Below are 16,325 nucleotides of genomic sequence, written 5' to 3' on the forward strand. Positions count from 1 at the left end.
GCCATGACCGCCATCGCCTTCGCCACCACCGCTGCGGAACGCACCGCGGCGCAGCCCATCATGTTCGGCCCGGCCTCGCGCCAGCTCTTCGGGCTGTTCCATCCGGCCGAGAACGACCGCGCCGAAGACAGCGCGGTGCTGGTCTGCCCGCCGTTCGGCCAGGAGGGCCTGCGCACCCACCGCTTCTTCAAGGTGCTGGCCGAGCGGTTCGCCCGCACCGGCACGCCGACGCTGCGCTTCGACCTGCACGGCACCGGCGACTCCCCCGGCGACGAGCGCCTGGGCGAGCTGGACGGCTGGCGGCGCGACCTGTGCGCGGCGCACGAGGAGCTGCGCCGGCGCGCGCCGGACAAGCGCATCGTCTGGGTCGGCGCGCGCCTGGGCGCCACGCTGGCCGTGCTGGCGGCGCGCAACGGGCGCTGCGACCCGGTGCGGCTGGTGCTGTGGGAACCGGTGATCGACGGCCGCCGCTATGCGCGGTTCCTGCGCGAACAGCACGTGGCCGCGATCGACGCGACCTTCTGCATCCCCGACCTGGCATGGCGCCGCGACCTGGCCCGCGAGCCCGCGGCGCTGCCCGACGAGGCGCTGGGCACGGCCCTGTCGCCCGCGCTGCGCGCGCAGCTGGATGCGCTCACGCCCGAATCGCTGCCGCTCACCGCGCTGCACGACACGCTGGTGCTCGTGCCGCCGGACGACGCGCACACGCCGCAGTGGGCGGCCGAGCAGCAGTCGCGCCACATGCCGGTGCGCCTGGCGTACTTCCAGCACCGGCTCGACTGGACCGCGGACCCCTACCCCAACAGCGCGATGGTCCCGGCCGATGCGCTCAGCCGTCTGCAGGGGGCGCTTCATGAATGACACGACACGCGCCCTGCAGGCGACGCAGGTCATCCAGATGCCGCAAGCCACCCGCATGGCGCAGCAGCCGGTGCGCTTCGGCGCGGACGACGCGCTGGTCGGCATGATCACCACGCCGGTCGGACAGGCGCCCGCCACCGTCGCCTGCCTCATGTTCAACATGGGCGCCAACCACCGCGTGGGGCCGCGCCGCATCAACGTGAAGCTGGCGCATGCGCTGGCCGCGCGCGGCGTCGCGAGCCTGCGGCTGGACCTGGGCGGCATCGGCGACAGCGACGCGCCGGCCACGGCCGCCGACCTGCCCGCGCGCGCCGTGCTCGACCTGAAGGCCGGCATGGACCTCCTCGAACAGACGCTGGGCATCCGCGAGTTCGTGATCATGGGCATGTGCTCGGGCGCGGAGCACGCCATGTCCACCGCCGCGGCCGATGCGCGCGTGGTCGGGCTCTCGCTGTTCGACGGCTACGCCTTTCCGCAGCGGCGCACGCGCTGGGAGCGCACGCTCCGGCGCGCGCTCGCGGCGCCCGCCCATCCCTCGTTCGCGGGCAAGACGCGGCGCTGGCTCAAGCGCCACGTGCTGCGCAGCGAAGCGGCCAAGCCGATGCCCGGCTTCTTCACGCAGGAGACCTCGCCCGAGGCCACGGCCGCCTGGTTCGGCCGGACCATGGCGCTGCTGGCCGAGCGCAACGTGGCCATGCAGCTTCTCTATTCGGGCTCGCTGCACGTGTGCGACCGCGACCGCGACCAGCTCGGCGCCTTTCGCCACGAGCCGTTCGCCGAGGCGCTGCAGTACGAATTCATGCGCGAGGTGGACCACACGGTCTGCACGGCCGAGGGGCAGCAGCTGTTCCTCGAAGCCGTGGGCGACTGGGTCGCCGAGCGCTGCCTGGGCACCGGCGCCGGCAGCGCGACCGGTGCCGGACGGCGCGGCGCCGGCCGCCCGGCCGCGAGCACCCCGCGCCCCATGCCCACCAAGTGGGCCGCGCCCTGACCACTGCCCACCGACCGATCACCGACCACCGACCACCGACCACGACAGCCAAGGAGAACCTCATGATCCGCATCGATCCAGCGAGCACGCCGCAGGGCGGCCGCGTTCCGTTCTTCACCGGGTGTGCCGACCGCGGCGCACACGCCTCGTTCGCGGCCGGCCGCGTCCGATGGCTGGCCATGGCGATGCTGCTGTCGCTGGGCCTTTGCGGCTGCGTGCCGGGCTTCGGCACGCCGGGCGTGCTGCGCAACGACGACGGCACCGTCGGCACCAACAAGGTCAAGACCATCACGCCCGAGCTGATCCGCGCGCAGAACGCGGGCAACACGGGCCTCGCGCCCGAGGTGAAGGCGCTGTTCGGCCGGGCCTCGGCCTACACCATCGGGCCGGGCGACGTGGTGGGCATCATCGTCTACGACCACCCCGAACTCTTGCCCAACGCGGGCGCGGTGATCGCCCAGCAGAGCGACCCGACGGGCGTGACCGTCGCGCCCGGCTTCATCGTCGATGCGTCGGGCGAGATCAGCTTTCCCTACATCGGCCGCACGAAGCTGCAGGGCCTCACCGAGAGCAGCGCGTCGGAGCTGATCGCCAAGCGCATCCGCGCCTTCATCAAGGCGCCGCAGGTGAGCGTGCGCATCCAGTCGTTCCGCAGCCAGCGCGCCTACGTGGAAGGCGAGGTGCGCACGCCGGGGCTGCAGATCTTCACCGACGTGCCGATGACGCTGGCCGAGGCGCTGAACCGCGCGGGCAGCATCACCGCCGCGGGCGACCGCTCGCAGGTGGTGCTCTCGCGCGGCGACACCTCGGTGGCCATCGACCTCCTGCAGCTCAAGCGCTTCGGCGCCGACCCCAACAACATCCCGCTGCGCAACGGCGACATCGTGTATGTCGGCGCGCGCGACGACAGCCGGGTCTACGTGATGGGCGAGATCCTGCGGCCCTCGGCGCTCCTCATGCGCAACGGGCGCCTGAGCCTGAACGAGGCGCTGGGCGATGCGGGCGGGCCCGACCTGTTCTCGTCCGACCCGGGGCAGATCTACGTGATCCGCAATGCGTCGCGGTCGGACGGCGGGCCTGACACCACCGAGATCTTCAACATGAACGCCAAGAACCCGGCAGCCCTCGCGCTGGCCGACCGCTTCGAGCTGAAGCCGCGCGACGTGGTCTACGTGGACCGCGTGCCGCTGGTCTCCTGGAACCGCGTGGCCAGCCTGATCCTGCCGGCCGCCCAGGTCCTGAACCTCGCGCGCGACACCGCGCGCAGCCGGTAGGCCGCGCCGCCGCCGCCCACCGCCCCCGCCCCCGCAATTACGGAACAAAGGTGACCCCCATGAACGCGCGCTGGTACCCCCCGCTTCCCGCCCCCCAGGGCGCGGAACCCGACATGCCCCGCTCGGGCCTGAAGGAATACATCGACATCCTGCTGGACCACCGCTGGCTCATCGCCGCGGTCACCGCCGTGGCGCTGGTGCTGGGCGCGAGCTACGCGCTCTTCGGGCCGCGGGTGTACGAGGCGAACGTGCTGATCCAGGTGGAAGACGCCGAGCGCTCGGGCAGCCCGGGCGATGCGGTGGTCAACGGCGTGAACGTGAAGACGCCGACATCGGGCGAGGCGGAGATCCTGAAGTCGCGCCTGGTGCTGGGCCAGGCGATCGAGAACACCAAGCTGTACATCAGCGCGCAGCCGCACTACCTGCCGATCGTCGGCGCGTTCATGGCGCGGCATTCGAAGGGGCTCTCCACACCAGGGTTCCTCGGCATGGGCGGCTACGTGTCGGGCACCGAGCGGATCGCGGTCGCGCAGATGGACGTGCCGCCGGGCTTCGAGGGCGAGCGCTTCATGCTGACCGCGGGCGAGGACGGCGCCTACACGCTCACCCATCCGGACCTGGCTGCGCCGCTGCAGGGCCGCATCGGCGCGCCGCTGGACGCCGCGGTGCCGGGCGGCACGCTCCACCTGCTGGTGGGCTCCATCGATGCGCGGCCCGGCGCCGCCTTCGAGCTCACGCGGCGCTCGATGCAGCTGGCCTTGCTCGATTTGCAGCGCGACCTGCGCGTGATCGAGAAAGGCAAGCAGTCCGGCGTGATGGACGTGAGCTGGCAGACCGGCGACCGCGCGCAGCTGCCCGAGCTGCTCAACGAGGTCTCGCGCCTCTACGTGCGCCAGAACATCGACCAGAAGACGGCGCAGGCCGAGCGCACGGTGAACTTCCTGGGCACCGAACTGCCGAAATTCAGGCAGCAGCTGGAGCAGTCCGAAGACGTCTACAACCAGTACCGCAACCAGAACGGCACGATCAGCCTGGACGACGAGGCGCGCAACGCGCTCACGCAGAACGTCGACCTGCAGGCCAAGCTCTTCGATGCGCGCCTGAAGCGCCTGGACCTCACCAGCCGCTTCACCCCGCAGCACCCGATGGTGGTGACGCTGGACGCGCAGATCGCCTCGCTGAAAAAGGAACTGGGCAACGTGGACGGGCGCATCCGCCGCATGCCGATGCTGCAGCAGAACTCGCTGCGCATGCAGCGCGACATCAAGGTCAACACCGACCTGTATGCGTCGCTCCTGAACAGCTCGCTGCAGGCGCGGCTGGCGCGCGAAGGCCGCATCGGCAACGTGCGCGTGCTCGACCCCGCCCTGCTGCCCGAGAAGCCGGTGCGGCCGAAAGCAGCCATCGTGATGGCGCTGGCGCTGGCCGCGGGCCTCTTCGTGGGCGCGGCCACCGCGATCCTGCGCAAGACGCTCAAGAGCACGGTGGCCAACCCCGACGAAATCGAGGCGCACACGGGCCTGGACGTGTACAGCACCATTGCGCTGAGCACGCACCAGGGCGCGCTCGACCGCGCCATTCGCCTCGGCCGCCCCGGCATGAAAGTGCTCGCGGCGCTGCATCCGGACGACCCGGCGCTCGAAGGCGTGCGGCGCCTTCGCACCACGCTCGGCTTCGCGATGCTCGGCGCGCCGAACAACCGCATCCTGCTGACCAGCGCCACGCCGGGCGCGGGCAAGAGCTTCGTCTCGGCGAACCTTGCGGCGGCGCTCGCGGCCTCGGGCAAGCGCGTGCTGCTGATCGATGCCGACATGCGCCGCGGCAGCCTGGCGGCCCAGTTCGGGCTGGAGCAGGACACGGGCCTGGCCGAGCTGATCGCGGGCAGCGCGACGCTCATGCGCACGATCCAGACGCACGTGCTGCCCAACCTGGACGTGATCGCCAGCGGCACGCTGCCGCAGGACCCGGCCACCGTGCTGACCAGCGACGCCTTCGCCAAGCTGCTGGAGACCCTCTCGGCGCGCTACGACACGGTGCTGATCGATGCGCCGCCCATCCTCCTGGCGACCGAATCCGTCGCGATGGCGCCGGCCATGGGCACGCTGCTGCTGGTGGCCCGCGCGGGCGAAAGCCAGCTGGGCGACCTGGTGGAAAGCGCCAAGCGGCTCGCGCACGTGGGCGCGTCGTTCCACGGCGTGGTGCTCAACGGGCTGGACATGCGCCAGCGCCACTACGGCAGCTACGGCTACGCATACGGCCTGTACCGCTTCCGTCCGCACAGCTATCCGGCGCTGGGCCACACCCCGAACGGGCCGACCGCGCCGCACGCCGCCCGCAACGAACCGGAGCGCGCCACATCATGAACACGCTTCGCCCGGGCACGCAGGGCCGCTCCCCGGCCAACCCCGGCAGCGGCACCACGGCGCCGGCACCGGCGCCGCTGGGCGGCTCGCCGGCCCTGCAGGCCGCCAAGCGCGTCATCGACATCCTCATGGCGGGCAGCTTCTTCGTCTTCTTCGGCTGGGCCTACGCGCTCATCTGGGCGGGCGTGCTGCTGACCTCGGGGAGCCCCGCCATCTACATGCAGCCGCGCTACGGCCGGGACGGCAAGGTCTTTCGCTTCCTCAAGTTCCGCACCATGGTGCCTGACGCCGAGGCGGTGCTGGCGCGGCACCTGCGCGACAACGAGGCGGCGTGGCACGAATGGCAGGTGTTCCAGAAGCTGGAGCACGACCCGCGCATCACCCGCTTCGGCGCGTTCCTGCGCAAGTACAGCATCGACGAGTTCCCGCAGTTCTGGAACGTGCTGCGCGGCGACATGAGCATGGTCGGACCGCGCCCCTGCATGTTCGCGCAGAAGGACCTGTACGGCCCCTACTGGAGCCACTACTGCGCGGTGCGCCCGGGCATCACGGGCCTCTGGCAGATCAGCGGGCGCAACGAGGTGAGCTACCGCCGCCGCGCGGCGATGGATGCCGAGTACGTGGCCACGCTGTCGGTGCTGCACGACATCCAGATCGTGCTCAAGACCTTTCGCGTCGTGATGGGCGCGCGAGGCTCGCGCTGAACCGCCAACACCCTTTTCTTCTTCCCGAATTCATCAACTCCTTCACCGAAAGAACGATATGCGTATCTATGTTGCAGGTCATCGCGGGATGGTGGGCCAGACGCTCACGAGGCGCCTTGTCGAACTCGGCCACGAGGTGGTGACGCGCACGCGCGCCGAGCTCGACCTGCTGGACCAGGCGGCGGTCGCTCGCTTCTTCGCGAGCGAGCCGATCGACCAGGTGTACGTGGCCGCGGCCAAGGTGGGCGGCATCCACGCCAACATGACCTACCCCGCGCAGTTCATCTACGAGAACCTGCTGATCGCTGCGAACATCACGCACCAGGCGTTCGTGGCCGACGTCAAGCGCCTCTTGTTCCTCGGCTCCAGCTGCATCTACCCGCGCCTGGCGGACCAGCCGATCCGCGAGGACGCGCTCCTCACCGGCAAGCTGGAGCCGACCAACGAGCCGTATGCGATCGCCAAGATCGCGGGCATCAAGCTGTGCGAGAGCTACAACCGGCAGTACGGCGCCACCCACGGCATCGACTACCGCAGCGTGATGCCGAGCAACCTGTACGGTCCCGGCGACAACTACCACCTGGAGAACAGCCACGTGGTGCCCGCGCTGATCCAGCGCTTTCACCTGGCAAAGATCAGCCGCGCGCCGAGCGTGCTGATCTGGGGCAGCGGCCGCGCGCGGCGCGAGTTCCTCTACGTGGACGACATGGTCGAGGGGTGCCTGGATGTGATGGCCCTGCCGCGCGCGGCCTACGACGAGCACACCGACCCGATGCGCGGGCACATCAACCTGGGCACCGGGGAAGACGTGTCGATCGCCGAACTGGTCGAGCAGATCCGCGAGACCGTGGGCTACGAGGGAAGCATCCGCTACGACCTCGCGCAGCCCGACGGCGCGCCGCGAAAGCTCCTGGACGTCTCGCGCGCGGCCACCTTCGGATGGCGCGCCACGGTGCCGCTGGCCGAGGGCCTGCAGCGCACCTACGCGGACTACCAGAAGGCCATCCGGCCGGTCGAAGCGACCGTCGAGCACGCCTGAAGCCAGCAACGCAACGAAACGGAAAGCTGCCATGAGAACCCTCGTCTTCTGGTTCGGCATCGCCTGCACCGTGTTGTGCGGGCTGGTCGACCCCGTCTGGGGCTACGCGGCCGTGTTCGTGCTCGCGGCGGTGCAGCTGTCGATGCTCGGCAACGCGGGCGACAGCGTGTTCCTGCTGATCCACTACACGGTGGTTCTCATCTATTTCTCGATCGCCCCGGCGATGCAGATCGCCACGGACTTCGACTTCTGGGAGACGGGCATCGTGGGCAGCGTCGCGCACACGCAGGCGCTGATGATGCTGCTGCTGTACATGGCCGGCGTGGAAGCCGCGCGCCTGGGCATGCCGGTGCGGCCGCCCGCGCGGGAGCTGCGTCCCTCCGAGCGCGGCGCGGGCGTGGCCCACCCCTTCCTGCTGCTCTTGAGCTGTTCGCTCGCGGCCTTCGCGGCGCTCTTCATCCGGCCGGACCTGAACTTCGTGGCGCGCGGCGTGATCGCCGACGACGAGAGCATGCCGATCGAGTTCGTCGTCTATTCCACGATCCCCAAGCTGGTGGTGCTCATGTGCTTCGTGGCGCTGGCGATCCACGCGGTGCGCCAGCGCACGCTGTGGGCATGGTTCGCCGCGGCCATGGCGTTCGCGCTGGCCGCGCTGGCCGCCAACCCGATCAACACAGCGCGCCAGATCATCCTCATCGGGCTGCTTCCGCTGCTGGTGCATGCCATTGCGCGCAGCCACCGCTGGACGCTGTCCATGCTGATCTTCGGGGCGATCGCGGGCGTGGGGCCGGTGCTGAACCTGATCTCGCGCGACGGCATGTGGGGTGCCAGCCTGAATACGTTTCCGTTCAGCCAGGACTTCGACGCGATGTTCGTCGTCGCGGGCCTGCTGGAGCGCGCGCCCTCGCCCGATGCCGGGTTCGGCCGCTACCTGCTGTCGGCGTTCTCGTTCTTCCTGCCGCGCGACCTGAAGATGTTCCCGGGCTTCGATCCGCTCACCTGGTCGGCCGTGGCGGCCAACTTCTCGCAGAGCAACCTGTCGCTGCCGCCGTTCGCCACCGCGTACTTCGACTTCGGGCTCCTGGGCCCGGCGATGCTGGGCTTCGTGATCTCGGCGGGCTTTCGGGTGGTCGACCGCATCGTCGACCCGCGCCGCGCGCTCACGGCCACGTACCTCTGCGCGCTGGTGCTGCTGGCCGCCTACGTGCCGTTCATGCGCGGCCCGATCCTGGGCTGGGGACCGTTCGCCGCGTCGGGGCTGATCGCGGCCGTGGTGGCGGGCAGCCTGAGCTCGTGGTTCCGGCGCACGGTGCGCAGGCCCGTGTCGCAGCCGGTGCACGAGCCCGCGCGCGCCGACATGCCCGCCGCGTGAAAGAGACGCAGAGACCCGCCATGGCCACCTATCTCTTCTACGACACCATCCGGCTGAACAAGTCGGCCGGCGGCGTGCTGAACGTGTCGGAGGTGCTGCTCCAGAGCATGCGCCGCTCGACCGACGACCAGGTCCAGCCGATCAGCGAGCGCCATCCGCGCATCTACGAAGCCGCGCGCCGGCTGGGCGTGAGCCGTTTCGTGCTCGACACGCTGCTCTACAACTTCCACCGCGTGCGCGCGTGGCTCTCGGGCGAGCGGGCGTTCTCGCTCTTTCCGAACTACTTCCTGCCGTTCTCGCCCTTCGGGCGCCACGCCGATTCGATCGTGGTGGTGCACGACCTGCAGTACAAGGCGTACCCGCAGTACTTCACGCCGACCAAGCGCCGCTGGCTCGACTGGAACCTCGCCCGCATTGCGCAGAGCGCCGCCGACGTGGTGTTCATCAGCCGCAGCAGCCAGGAAGATTTCGAGCGGCACTTCGGTCGCTGCGAGCGGCCGGCGGTGATCTTCAATCCGGTGGACGCGGGCGTGGCCGCTGGCACCGCGCCCGGCGCGGACGGCACGGCCACGCAGGGCGGGCGCTACCTGATCGCGTCCTACCACTACTACCCGCACAAGAACTTCGGCGGCATCCTGAAGCTGTTCGCGCGGATGCAGCGCGAGGGCCTGGTCGATTACCTGGACATCACCGGCAACGGCGCGGCCGAGGTGCAGCGAATGCTCGCGGCCGAAACGCCGGCGCTGCGCGCGAGCGTGCGGCACCGCGGGCTGGTGTCGCGCGACGAGCTGTTCCGGCTGTACCGCGGTGCGACGGCGTTCATCTCGCTGTCGACCTCGGAGGGCTTCAACCTCTCCGCGGCCGAGGCCGCCACGCTGGGCGTGCCGTTGCTGCTCTCGGACATTCCAGTGCACCGCGAGCTCTTCGCCGGCTACGCGCTCTTCATCGGCAGCGAGGCCTGCGACCTCAGCGAGATCGCGCGCTACCTGGCCCACCACCAGCGCACGCGGCCGGTGTGGACGCACTCGCGCGACTGCGCGCCGAGCGCGGTGGCGGCGAGCTATTTCACGCTCAAGCGCAGCCGCGCTTCGCTGGCGGGGGCCGTGCAATGACCGAGCGCCCCCCTTCCGCCGTGCCGTTTCGCAAGCTCGCCGCGCTGGTGTTCGCGCTGGTCGCGTGGCCGCTCGTCGCTGCAGCGGCGGTGCCGATCGCGCCGCCGCCGCCGGGCTTCGGCGTGATGGTCCATTACCTGCCCGACAAGCAATCCATCGGCGAGGTCACGCGCTTCGATGCGGAGGCCTTCGCGGCGTCGCTCGCGCAGATGCGCGCCACCTACCTCATCCTCACGCTCGGGCAGAACAACGGCCAGTTCATCGCGCCGAACGCGGCGCTGGAGGCGCTGTGCCCGCGCAGCGCGAAGAACCGCCCGCCGCGCGACCTGCCGATGGCGATCGGCCAGGCGCTGCAGCGCCACGACATCGCGCTCATCCTGTACCTGCCGTTCCGCGCGCCGCAAGCGGACCCGTACCTCATGGAGTGCCTCGGCGACGTCTCCGAGCAGTTGCCGCCGCCGCCGCGCTTCATCGCCGCCTGGTCGGCGGTGATCAAGGACTGGTCGGACCACTACGGCCCGCTCGCCAAGGGCTGGTGGTTCGACGGCACCTACAACACCACCGGCATGACGCCGGACGACTGGAACAAGTTGTGCGGCGCCGCCCGCAGCGGCGCATCGAACCGGTGGCTGGCCTTCAACGCCGGCGAGGGCGCGACGCGCTTCAGCCTCAAGAGCGCGCCGTGCCAGAACCTCATGGCCGGCGAGCTGCTGCAGCCCGCCGCGCACCTGGCCTCGCCGCCCTCGGAACTGCGGCTGCATGTGCTCACGCCGCTGGGCGCGTGGTGGGCGCGGCCGAGCGCGCCGCGCTTCTCGGCGGCGCAGTTGCGCGGCTGGATCGCCGACGCGAACGCCGCCGGCGGAATGCTCACGCTGGACATGCCGCTGGACAACGACTTCCGCTTTCTCCCCGCCCACGTGGCGCTGGTGCGCAGCGCCACCGCGCCGCAGCGCTGAACGGCCCACCTTTCACACACACCCGCACACGCCGCCCGACCATGACCAACGCCCTCGCCTTCATCGTGGTGGAAGACCGCCAGAACAAGACGCTGCTGCTGTGCCGCAAGGCCGCGGCGCGGGCCGGGGAACACCTGCTCGTGCTGGCCGGCACCGAGGCGGGCTACGCGTACCGGCGCTTCTGCGAGGTGTACGTGCACCTCTCGAGCAACACGCCGGCGTTCGAGAAGATCTGCTTTCGGCGCTACTTTCTCCTGGCCGACTACCTGGCGGCGCACCCCGAGTGCCGCGAGTTCGTGCTGATCGACAGCGACGTGCTGCTGTTCCCCGGCGCCGGCGCGCACATCGCGCAGCTGGTGGGCAACGCCGGCTTCTCGGGCTCCTTCATCCGCCCCGCCGCGGGCTGGAACCCCTGCCAGATCTCGCCGCACGTGAGCTACTGGACCGCGCAGGGCCTGCGCGATTTCGTCGCCTATGTGATCGAGACCTACAGCACGCCCGTGGGCCTGCAGCAGCTGCGCGACGTTGCCGACCGGTTCGCCGCGCGCGGCGTGCGCGGCGGCGTGTCCGACATGACGCTGCTGTACCTCTGGGCCGAGGCCTCGGGCAACGCCGCGCCGATCAACCGGGTGCAGGACGGCCAGGTGATCGACCACAACGTCAACGGCGGCACCAACCATCTCGCGCGCGAATTCCAGGTTCGCGGCGGCGCCAAGCGGCTGGAACTCATCGACGGGCAGCCGTGCCTGCGCACGCCCGCGGGCGATGCGGTGCGCGTGCTCGCGCTGCACTTCCAGGGCTCGGCCAAGAAGGCGATGACGCATGCCCTCGCCGGCCGCATGCGCACCGTCGCGGCGCTGACCTGGGCGCTGCAGCTGGCGCGCACGGCGAAGAACAACGCGCACCGCATCGCCTCGCGCGCGCGCCGCATGGCCGAGGCACTGCGCCCGGCGCATGCGCCGACGGCCAAGCACCCGGCGGATGGAAGCACCCCATGAAGCTGCCCGCCGCCCCCTCGTTCGCCCTGCCCGGCGCGCGCCTCGCGCAGCGCTTCGGCCTGGGCGCGCTCGCCTCGCGGCTGTATGTGTACCTGTCGGGCTTTCTTGCGATCTTTCTGATGGCGGCCGAGGTCGCGCCGGCGCGCTTCGGCGAGTACTCGATCTACCAGTCGGTGCTCGAAGTGGCGCTGGTGGTGGGCACGCTGGGCAGTTCGCTGCTGTTCTCGCGCAACGCCGCGATGGTGCCGCCCGCCGTGACGCGCGGCGACCTCGCGCGCACGCTGGCGATCGGGCTTCCGCTGGCCACGCTGCTGGCGGCCGCCATCGTGGGCGCGCAGCGCCTGCCGGTGATCGGCATGCCGCTGGCGCTGATCGTGGCGACGCTGGCGGTGTTCGCGTTCAACAGCCTGCGCCTCTCGTACAGCCGGGGCCTGGGGTTCGCGGGCCTGCTCAACCTGGAGTCGGGCCTGCGCTCGACGCTGCTGGTGATGGGCGTGGCGGCGCTGGCCGCGTTCGGCTTCGAGATCGGCGTCGTGCACCTGCTGGCCATCAACCTGTTCGCCTTCGTGCTGGTGTGCGCGGCCATCGGGCTGCCGTCCAACGGCCCGGCGCCGCCGGCCGGAAAGCCCGCGCTCGATCTGGCCTCGCAGGCGCATGCCACGGTGTATTCGCTGCTCACGTTCCTGCTGCGGAAATCCGACCTGCTGGTGGTGGCGCTCTTCATGCCGCTGAGCTACGTGGGCGCGTTCAAGCTGGCCTTTCTGCTCGCAGAGGCGCCCTCTCAGTTCGTGCAGGCCTTTCTTTTCACCAAGACGCCCGCGATGCTGAACGCCAATGCCGGCAACTTCACGGCCGCGAAGCTGCAGCTCGCGCGCCATGCGTTCCTTCTGGGCTGCGCGCTCTTCGCGGCGCTGGCGGGCCTGCTGGCGGTGGCGGCGCCGCTGCTGAAGGTGGGCGGCCAGGCGCTGGAAATCTTCGTGTGCATCGCGCCGTATTTCCTGCTGCGCACCTACACGGTCCACCACGAGATGCTGCTCTCGCTGAACGTGCCGATCGGCACGCTCGGGCGCTGGGCGCTGCTGGAGGTGGCGCTGCGGATGGCCTCCTACGGCGTGGTGATCGCGCTGTTCCCGGACCGGCCGCACTACGTGTTCTTCCTCGCCTTTTTCTCCGACTTGTTTTTGTACGAGCTGCGCATGCGCGCGCTGTTCGGCTTCTTTCCGCTGGTTCGCCTGCTGCGCCCGGTCCATTGAGAGGGTCCCCTTGAAAATCCTTCTGTATTCGATGAACTTCGCGCCCGAGCTCGCGGGCATCGGCAAGTACTCCGGCGAGATGGCCGAGTGGCTCGCCGCGCGGGGCCACGAGGTGCGCGTGATCGCGGCGCCGCCCTTCTTTCCGCAGTGGGCGGTGTTCGAAGGGCATTCGGCCTGGGCCTACCGCAAGAGCGAGGCCAAGGGCTTCACGGTCTGGCGCGCCCCCACCTGGGTGCCCGCGAAGCCGCGCACGCTGGCGCGGCTGGCGCACCTCGCCTCCTTCATGTTGTCCAGCATGCCGCTGCTGCTGGCGCAGGCACGCTGGAAGCCCGACCTCGTGTTCGTGGTGGAGCCGCCGCTTTTCTGCGCGCCGGCGGTGCTGCTGTTCTCCAAGGTGCTGGGCATCAAGTCGTGGCTGCACATCCAGGACTACGAAGTCGATGCCGCGTTCGGCCTGGGCTGGGTGCGCGGCGCGGGGGTGCGGCGCTTCGCGCTCGCGGCCGAGCGCTGGCTGATGGGCAAGTTCAGCCGCGTCTCGACCATCTCGGGCGCGATGCTGGAGAAGGCCCGCGGCAAGGGCGTCGGCGAAGCGCGGCTCGTGCTGTTTCCGAACTGGGTGGACGTGTCGGCGATCCGGCCCGCCACGCAGGCGCCGGCAGAGCCCACCGGCGCCGACGCCCCCGCGGGCTTCAGGGCCGAGCTGGGCATTCCGGCCGATGCCCTGGTGGTGCTCTATTCGGGCAGCCTGGGCAGCAAGCAGGGCATCGAGCTCCTGGCCGAGGCGGCGCGCCTCCTGGTCTACGCCCGCAACATCCACTTCGTGATCTGCGGCAACGGCCCGAGCCGCGAGTCGCTGATGTCGGCCTGCATGCGCCTTCGCAACGTGCACTTTCTGGACCTGCAGCCGGCCGCGCGCCTGAACGAACTGCTGGGCATGGCCGACATCCACGTGCTGCCGCAGCGCGCCGATGCCGAGGACCTCGTGATGCCTTCCAAGCTGGCCGGCATGCTCGCCAGCGGCAAGGCCGTGATCGTGACCGCCAACCCCGGCACCGAACTCGCCCGCGTGATGACCGACCGGGGCCTCGTGGTGCCGCCCGGCGACGCGGCGGTGCTGGCCGACGCCATCGAGCAACTGGCGCTCTCGCCGACGGTGCGCGAGGCGCTGGGCGCGGCGGGCCGGGCGTTCGCGCAGGCCGAGCTGGACCAGGACGCGATCCTCTCGCGCTTCGAACAAGAGCTGTTTCGCTGCGTCGCGGGCGCACAGACGGCACCCCGCACGCCCACCATCGAGTCCAAGGCATGACCCTTCCAAAGATCCTGGTGACGGGCGGCGCGGGCTTCATCGGAAGCCATGCCTGCGTGGCGTTGATCGCGGCCGGCTACCAGCCGGTGGTGCTGGACACACTGGTCAACAGCGACCCGCGCTCGCTGCTGCGCGTGGCGCGCATCACCGGGGTGGAGCCGGTGCTGGTGCGCGGCGACGTGCGCGACGCGGTGGCGCTGGACCGCGCGTTCGCCGAGCACGGCGTCGATGCGGTGCTGCACCTGGCCGGACTCAAGGCGGTGGGCCATTCGGTGAGCGATCCGATCGGCTACTACGACGTCAACGTGGCGGGCAGCCTCGCGCTGGTCCGCGCCATGGAGCGCGCGGGGGTGCGCACGCTGATCTTCTCCTCGTCGGCCACGGTCTACGGCGACCTGCAGCGCTCGCCGATCCGGGAGAGCGCGCCCTATGCGGCCGTCAATCCGTATGGGCGGACCAAGGTGATGGTCGAGCGCATGCTCGCGGACCTCGCGCGGGCCGACAAGCGCTGGGGCATCGCGTGCCTGCGCTTCTTCAACCCCATCGGCGCGCACGAGAGCGGCCTCCTGGGCGAGCACCCGCACGGGCCGCCCGACAACCTGCTGCCCTACGTCTCGCAGGTCGCCGTCGGCGAGCGCACGCACGTGGTGGTGCACGGCGACGACTACGAGACGCCCGACGGCACGGGCGTGCGCGACTACGTGCATGTGATGGACGTGGCCGAGGGCCATGTGGCGGCGCTGCGGCATGCCACGAGCCACCGGGGGCTCCTCACGGTCAACCTGGGCACGGGCCGCGGCGCCTCGGTGCTGGAGGTGATCTCGGCCTTCGAGCGGGCGTGCGGGCGGGCGATTCCGGTGCACATCGGCCCGCGCCGCGCCGGCGATGCCCCGGCCTACTGGGCCGACGTGCGGCATGCCCGCGACCGGCTCGGCTGGCGCGCCCGCCGGAGCCTGGACCAGATGTGCGCGGACTGCTGGCGCTGGCAGCTGGCCAACCCGCGCGGCTTCGACGAGCCCGAGCCGGAGCCTGCACCGCCCGCGCCGCCGGCCTCGGCCGTCACCGCCGAATGAAAACGCAGAGGCCAAACCGACACCGACAGCCCCGATTCAGTCCTACAGCCAAGGGAGTACGCCAAATGCCGAATGAACCAAAGCTCTATCTTTCAGAAACGTAAGACATTTGTTATCTTTTAGTTGCTACAAACGTTAACAGTTCCATACCAAGAACCGAGGGCATCCCATGCTTGACAACACGCTTCACTTTTCCGGAGAGCGACAGTCCGCCCCGATGGCCGAGCGTCGCGCGGTGCACACCGCCGGCGTCTGCATGCCCGCGGCGATGCCGTGGCCCGACTTCCTCACCGGCCAGGAGACCGCGCCGGTGCGGGTGCTGCTCATCGACGACGACGAGTTCGTGCGGCGCGTGATCGCCCAGGAGTTGCTCTCGGACCTGCGCATCCAGCTGGAGGGCCAGGCCGACAGCATTCGCGAGGGACGCAAGCTCCTGGCCACGCACGAGTTCGACGTGCTGATGGTCGACCTGCGCCTGAGCGACGGCATGGGCTTCGAGCTGATCGACGAGGCGCGCAACCACCACAGCAACGGCGAGATCATCGTGATCTCGGCGCTGGAGGACGACTCGCACGTGCTGCGCGCCTTCGAGTTGGGCGCCACGGGTTATCTGCTGAAGAACGCGTGGCTGCAGAGCTTTGCCGAAGCCGTGCTGCACGTGGTGAACGGCGGCGCGGCCATCACGCCGCGGCTCGCGCGGCGATTGCTGCACCGCATGAACCAGAACAATCATCATCACACTCATCAGGATGAACTGGTCAGCGAGGCCTCGCCGATGCTGCGCCCGCCCACGCGCGATGCAACGCTCACGCCGCGCGAGAGCGAGATCCTGCGCTTCGTGGCCTGCGGCTACGTCTCGGCCGAGATCGGCGCCCGGCTCGGCATCACCGGGCAGACGGTCAACGTGCACATCAAGAGCATCTACAAGAAGCTGCACGTGCATTCGCGTGCGCAGGCCGTGAACTTCGCGGTTCACACGGGCCTGATCTGAACGGCGGACCTTCCCGCCCGCCGACGCCCCCC

General features: G+C 70.3%; 14 protein-coding genes. All 14 read left to right on the forward strand.

The features are described 5' to 3' along the window. Positions 1 to 3: 3 nt before the first annotated feature. Positions 4 to 861, forward strand: a complete 858-nt coding sequence (locus JC881_RS02900) for a serine aminopeptidase domain-containing protein (RefSeq protein ID WP_198784197.1) — start codon at positions 4 to 6, stop codon at positions 859 to 861. Then, positions 854 to 1,852 carry an alpha/beta fold hydrolase gene (locus tag JC881_RS02905; RefSeq protein ID WP_233101498.1) on the forward strand — a complete coding sequence of 333 codons (999 nt, stop codon included), beginning with the start codon at positions 854 to 856 and terminating at the stop codon, positions 1,850 to 1,852. The genes JC881_RS02900 and JC881_RS02905 overlap by 8 nt, the downstream gene beginning before the upstream one ends. Positions 1,853 to 1,914: 62 nt before the next feature. Beyond that, positions 1,915 to 3,126, forward strand: a complete 1,212-nt coding sequence (locus JC881_RS02910; protein WP_198784198.1) for a polysaccharide biosynthesis/export family protein — start codon at positions 1,915 to 1,917, stop codon at positions 3,124 to 3,126. Positions 3,127 to 3,185: 59 nt separating this feature from the next. Further along, the gene (locus JC881_RS02915; RefSeq protein ID WP_198784199.1) at positions 3,186 to 5,489 is read left to right on the forward strand and encodes a polysaccharide biosynthesis tyrosine autokinase; all 2,304 of its coding nucleotides are present in this window, start codon (positions 3,186 to 3,188) and stop codon (positions 5,487 to 5,489) included. Continuing rightward, the gene (locus JC881_RS02920; RefSeq protein ID WP_198784200.1) at positions 5,486 to 6,193 is read left to right on the forward strand and encodes a sugar transferase; all 708 of its coding nucleotides are present in this window, start codon (positions 5,486 to 5,488) and stop codon (positions 6,191 to 6,193) included. Before JC881_RS02915 ends, JC881_RS02920 begins: the two co-directional genes overlap by 4 nt. 58 nt (positions 6,194 to 6,251) lie before the next feature. After that, positions 6,252 to 7,232 (forward strand): GDP-L-fucose synthase family protein, encoded by a 981-nt coding sequence (locus JC881_RS02925; protein ID WP_198784201.1) that lies wholly within the window; start codon positions 6,252 to 6,254, stop codon positions 7,230 to 7,232. Positions 7,233 to 7,263: 31 nt separating this feature from the next. Next, positions 7,264 to 8,604 (forward strand): hypothetical protein, encoded by a 1,341-nt coding sequence (locus JC881_RS02930; RefSeq protein ID WP_198784202.1) that lies wholly within the window; start codon positions 7,264 to 7,266, stop codon positions 8,602 to 8,604. Between the two features lie 20 nt (positions 8,605 to 8,624). Beyond that, positions 8,625 to 9,716, forward strand: a complete 1,092-nt coding sequence (locus JC881_RS02935) for a glycosyltransferase (RefSeq protein WP_198784203.1) — start codon at positions 8,625 to 8,627, stop codon at positions 9,714 to 9,716. After that, positions 9,713 to 10,672: a hypothetical protein gene (locus JC881_RS02940; protein WP_198784204.1), complete on the forward strand. Its 960-nt coding sequence runs from the start codon at positions 9,713 to 9,715 to the stop codon at positions 10,670 to 10,672. Before JC881_RS02935 ends, JC881_RS02940 begins: the two co-directional genes overlap by 4 nt. Positions 10,673 to 10,713: 41 nt before the next feature. Beyond that, on the forward strand, positions 10,714 to 11,670 hold the full coding sequence (locus JC881_RS02945) for a hypothetical protein (RefSeq protein WP_198784205.1): 957 nt from the start codon (positions 10,714 to 10,716) through the stop codon (positions 11,668 to 11,670). Next, on the forward strand, positions 11,667 to 12,923 hold the full coding sequence (locus JC881_RS02950) for a polysaccharide biosynthesis protein (protein ID WP_198784206.1): 1,257 nt from the start codon (positions 11,667 to 11,669) through the stop codon (positions 12,921 to 12,923). Before JC881_RS02945 ends, JC881_RS02950 begins: the two co-directional genes overlap by 4 nt. A gap of 10 nt (positions 12,924 to 12,933) precedes the next feature. Beyond that, entirely contained in the window at positions 12,934 to 14,229 is a 1,296-nt protein-coding gene (locus tag JC881_RS02955; protein ID WP_198784207.1) for a glycosyltransferase WbuB, read from the forward strand. Next, positions 14,226 to 15,302, forward strand: coding sequence for a UDP-glucose 4-epimerase GalE (galE, locus tag JC881_RS02960; protein WP_198784208.1), 1,077 nt, complete (start codon positions 14,226 to 14,228; stop codon positions 15,300 to 15,302). Before JC881_RS02955 ends, galE begins: the two co-directional genes overlap by 4 nt. Positions 15,303 to 15,519: 217 nt before the next feature. Then, entirely contained in the window at positions 15,520 to 16,293 is a 774-nt protein-coding gene (locus JC881_RS02965) for a response regulator (RefSeq protein WP_198784209.1), read from the forward strand. Positions 16,294 to 16,325: the final 32 nt, after the last annotated feature.

The organism is Variovorax sp. IB41 (assembly GCF_016405905.1).
Classification (GTDB): domain Bacteria; phylum Pseudomonadota; class Gammaproteobacteria; order Burkholderiales; family Burkholderiaceae_C; genus Variovorax.

What these genes read in the sequence shown, in the direction of transcription:
- JC881_RS02900 (WP_198784197.1), top strand. Translation starts at nt 4, where the DNA reads ATGACCGCCATCGCCTTCGCCACCACCGCTGCGGAACGCACCGCGGCG.
- JC881_RS02905 (WP_233101498.1), top strand. Translation starts at nt 854, where the DNA reads ATGAATGACACGACACGCGCCCTGCAGGCGACGCAGGTCATCCAGATG.
- JC881_RS02910 (WP_198784198.1), top strand. Translation starts at nt 1,915, where the DNA reads ATGATCCGCATCGATCCAGCGAGCACGCCGCAGGGCGGCCGCGTTCCG.
- JC881_RS02915 (WP_198784199.1), top strand. Translation starts at nt 3,186, where the DNA reads ATGAACGCGCGCTGGTACCCCCCGCTTCCCGCCCCCCAGGGCGCGGAA.
- JC881_RS02920 (WP_198784200.1), top strand. Translation starts at nt 5,486, where the DNA reads ATGAACACGCTTCGCCCGGGCACGCAGGGCCGCTCCCCGGCCAACCCC.
- JC881_RS02925 (WP_198784201.1), top strand. Translation starts at nt 6,252, where the DNA reads ATGCGTATCTATGTTGCAGGTCATCGCGGGATGGTGGGCCAGACGCTC.
- JC881_RS02930 (WP_198784202.1), top strand. Translation starts at nt 7,264, where the DNA reads ATGAGAACCCTCGTCTTCTGGTTCGGCATCGCCTGCACCGTGTTGTGC.
- JC881_RS02935 (WP_198784203.1), top strand. Translation starts at nt 8,625, where the DNA reads ATGGCCACCTATCTCTTCTACGACACCATCCGGCTGAACAAGTCGGCC.
- JC881_RS02940 (WP_198784204.1), top strand. Translation starts at nt 9,713, where the DNA reads ATGACCGAGCGCCCCCCTTCCGCCGTGCCGTTTCGCAAGCTCGCCGCG.
- JC881_RS02945 (WP_198784205.1), top strand. Translation starts at nt 10,714, where the DNA reads ATGACCAACGCCCTCGCCTTCATCGTGGTGGAAGACCGCCAGAACAAG.
- JC881_RS02950 (WP_198784206.1), top strand. Translation starts at nt 11,667, where the DNA reads ATGAAGCTGCCCGCCGCCCCCTCGTTCGCCCTGCCCGGCGCGCGCCTC.
- galE (WP_198784208.1), top strand. Translation starts at nt 14,226, where the DNA reads ATGACCCTTCCAAAGATCCTGGTGACGGGCGGCGCGGGCTTCATCGGA.
- JC881_RS02965 (WP_198784209.1), top strand. Translation starts at nt 15,520, where the DNA reads ATGGCCGAGCGTCGCGCGGTGCACACCGCCGGCGTCTGCATGCCCGCG.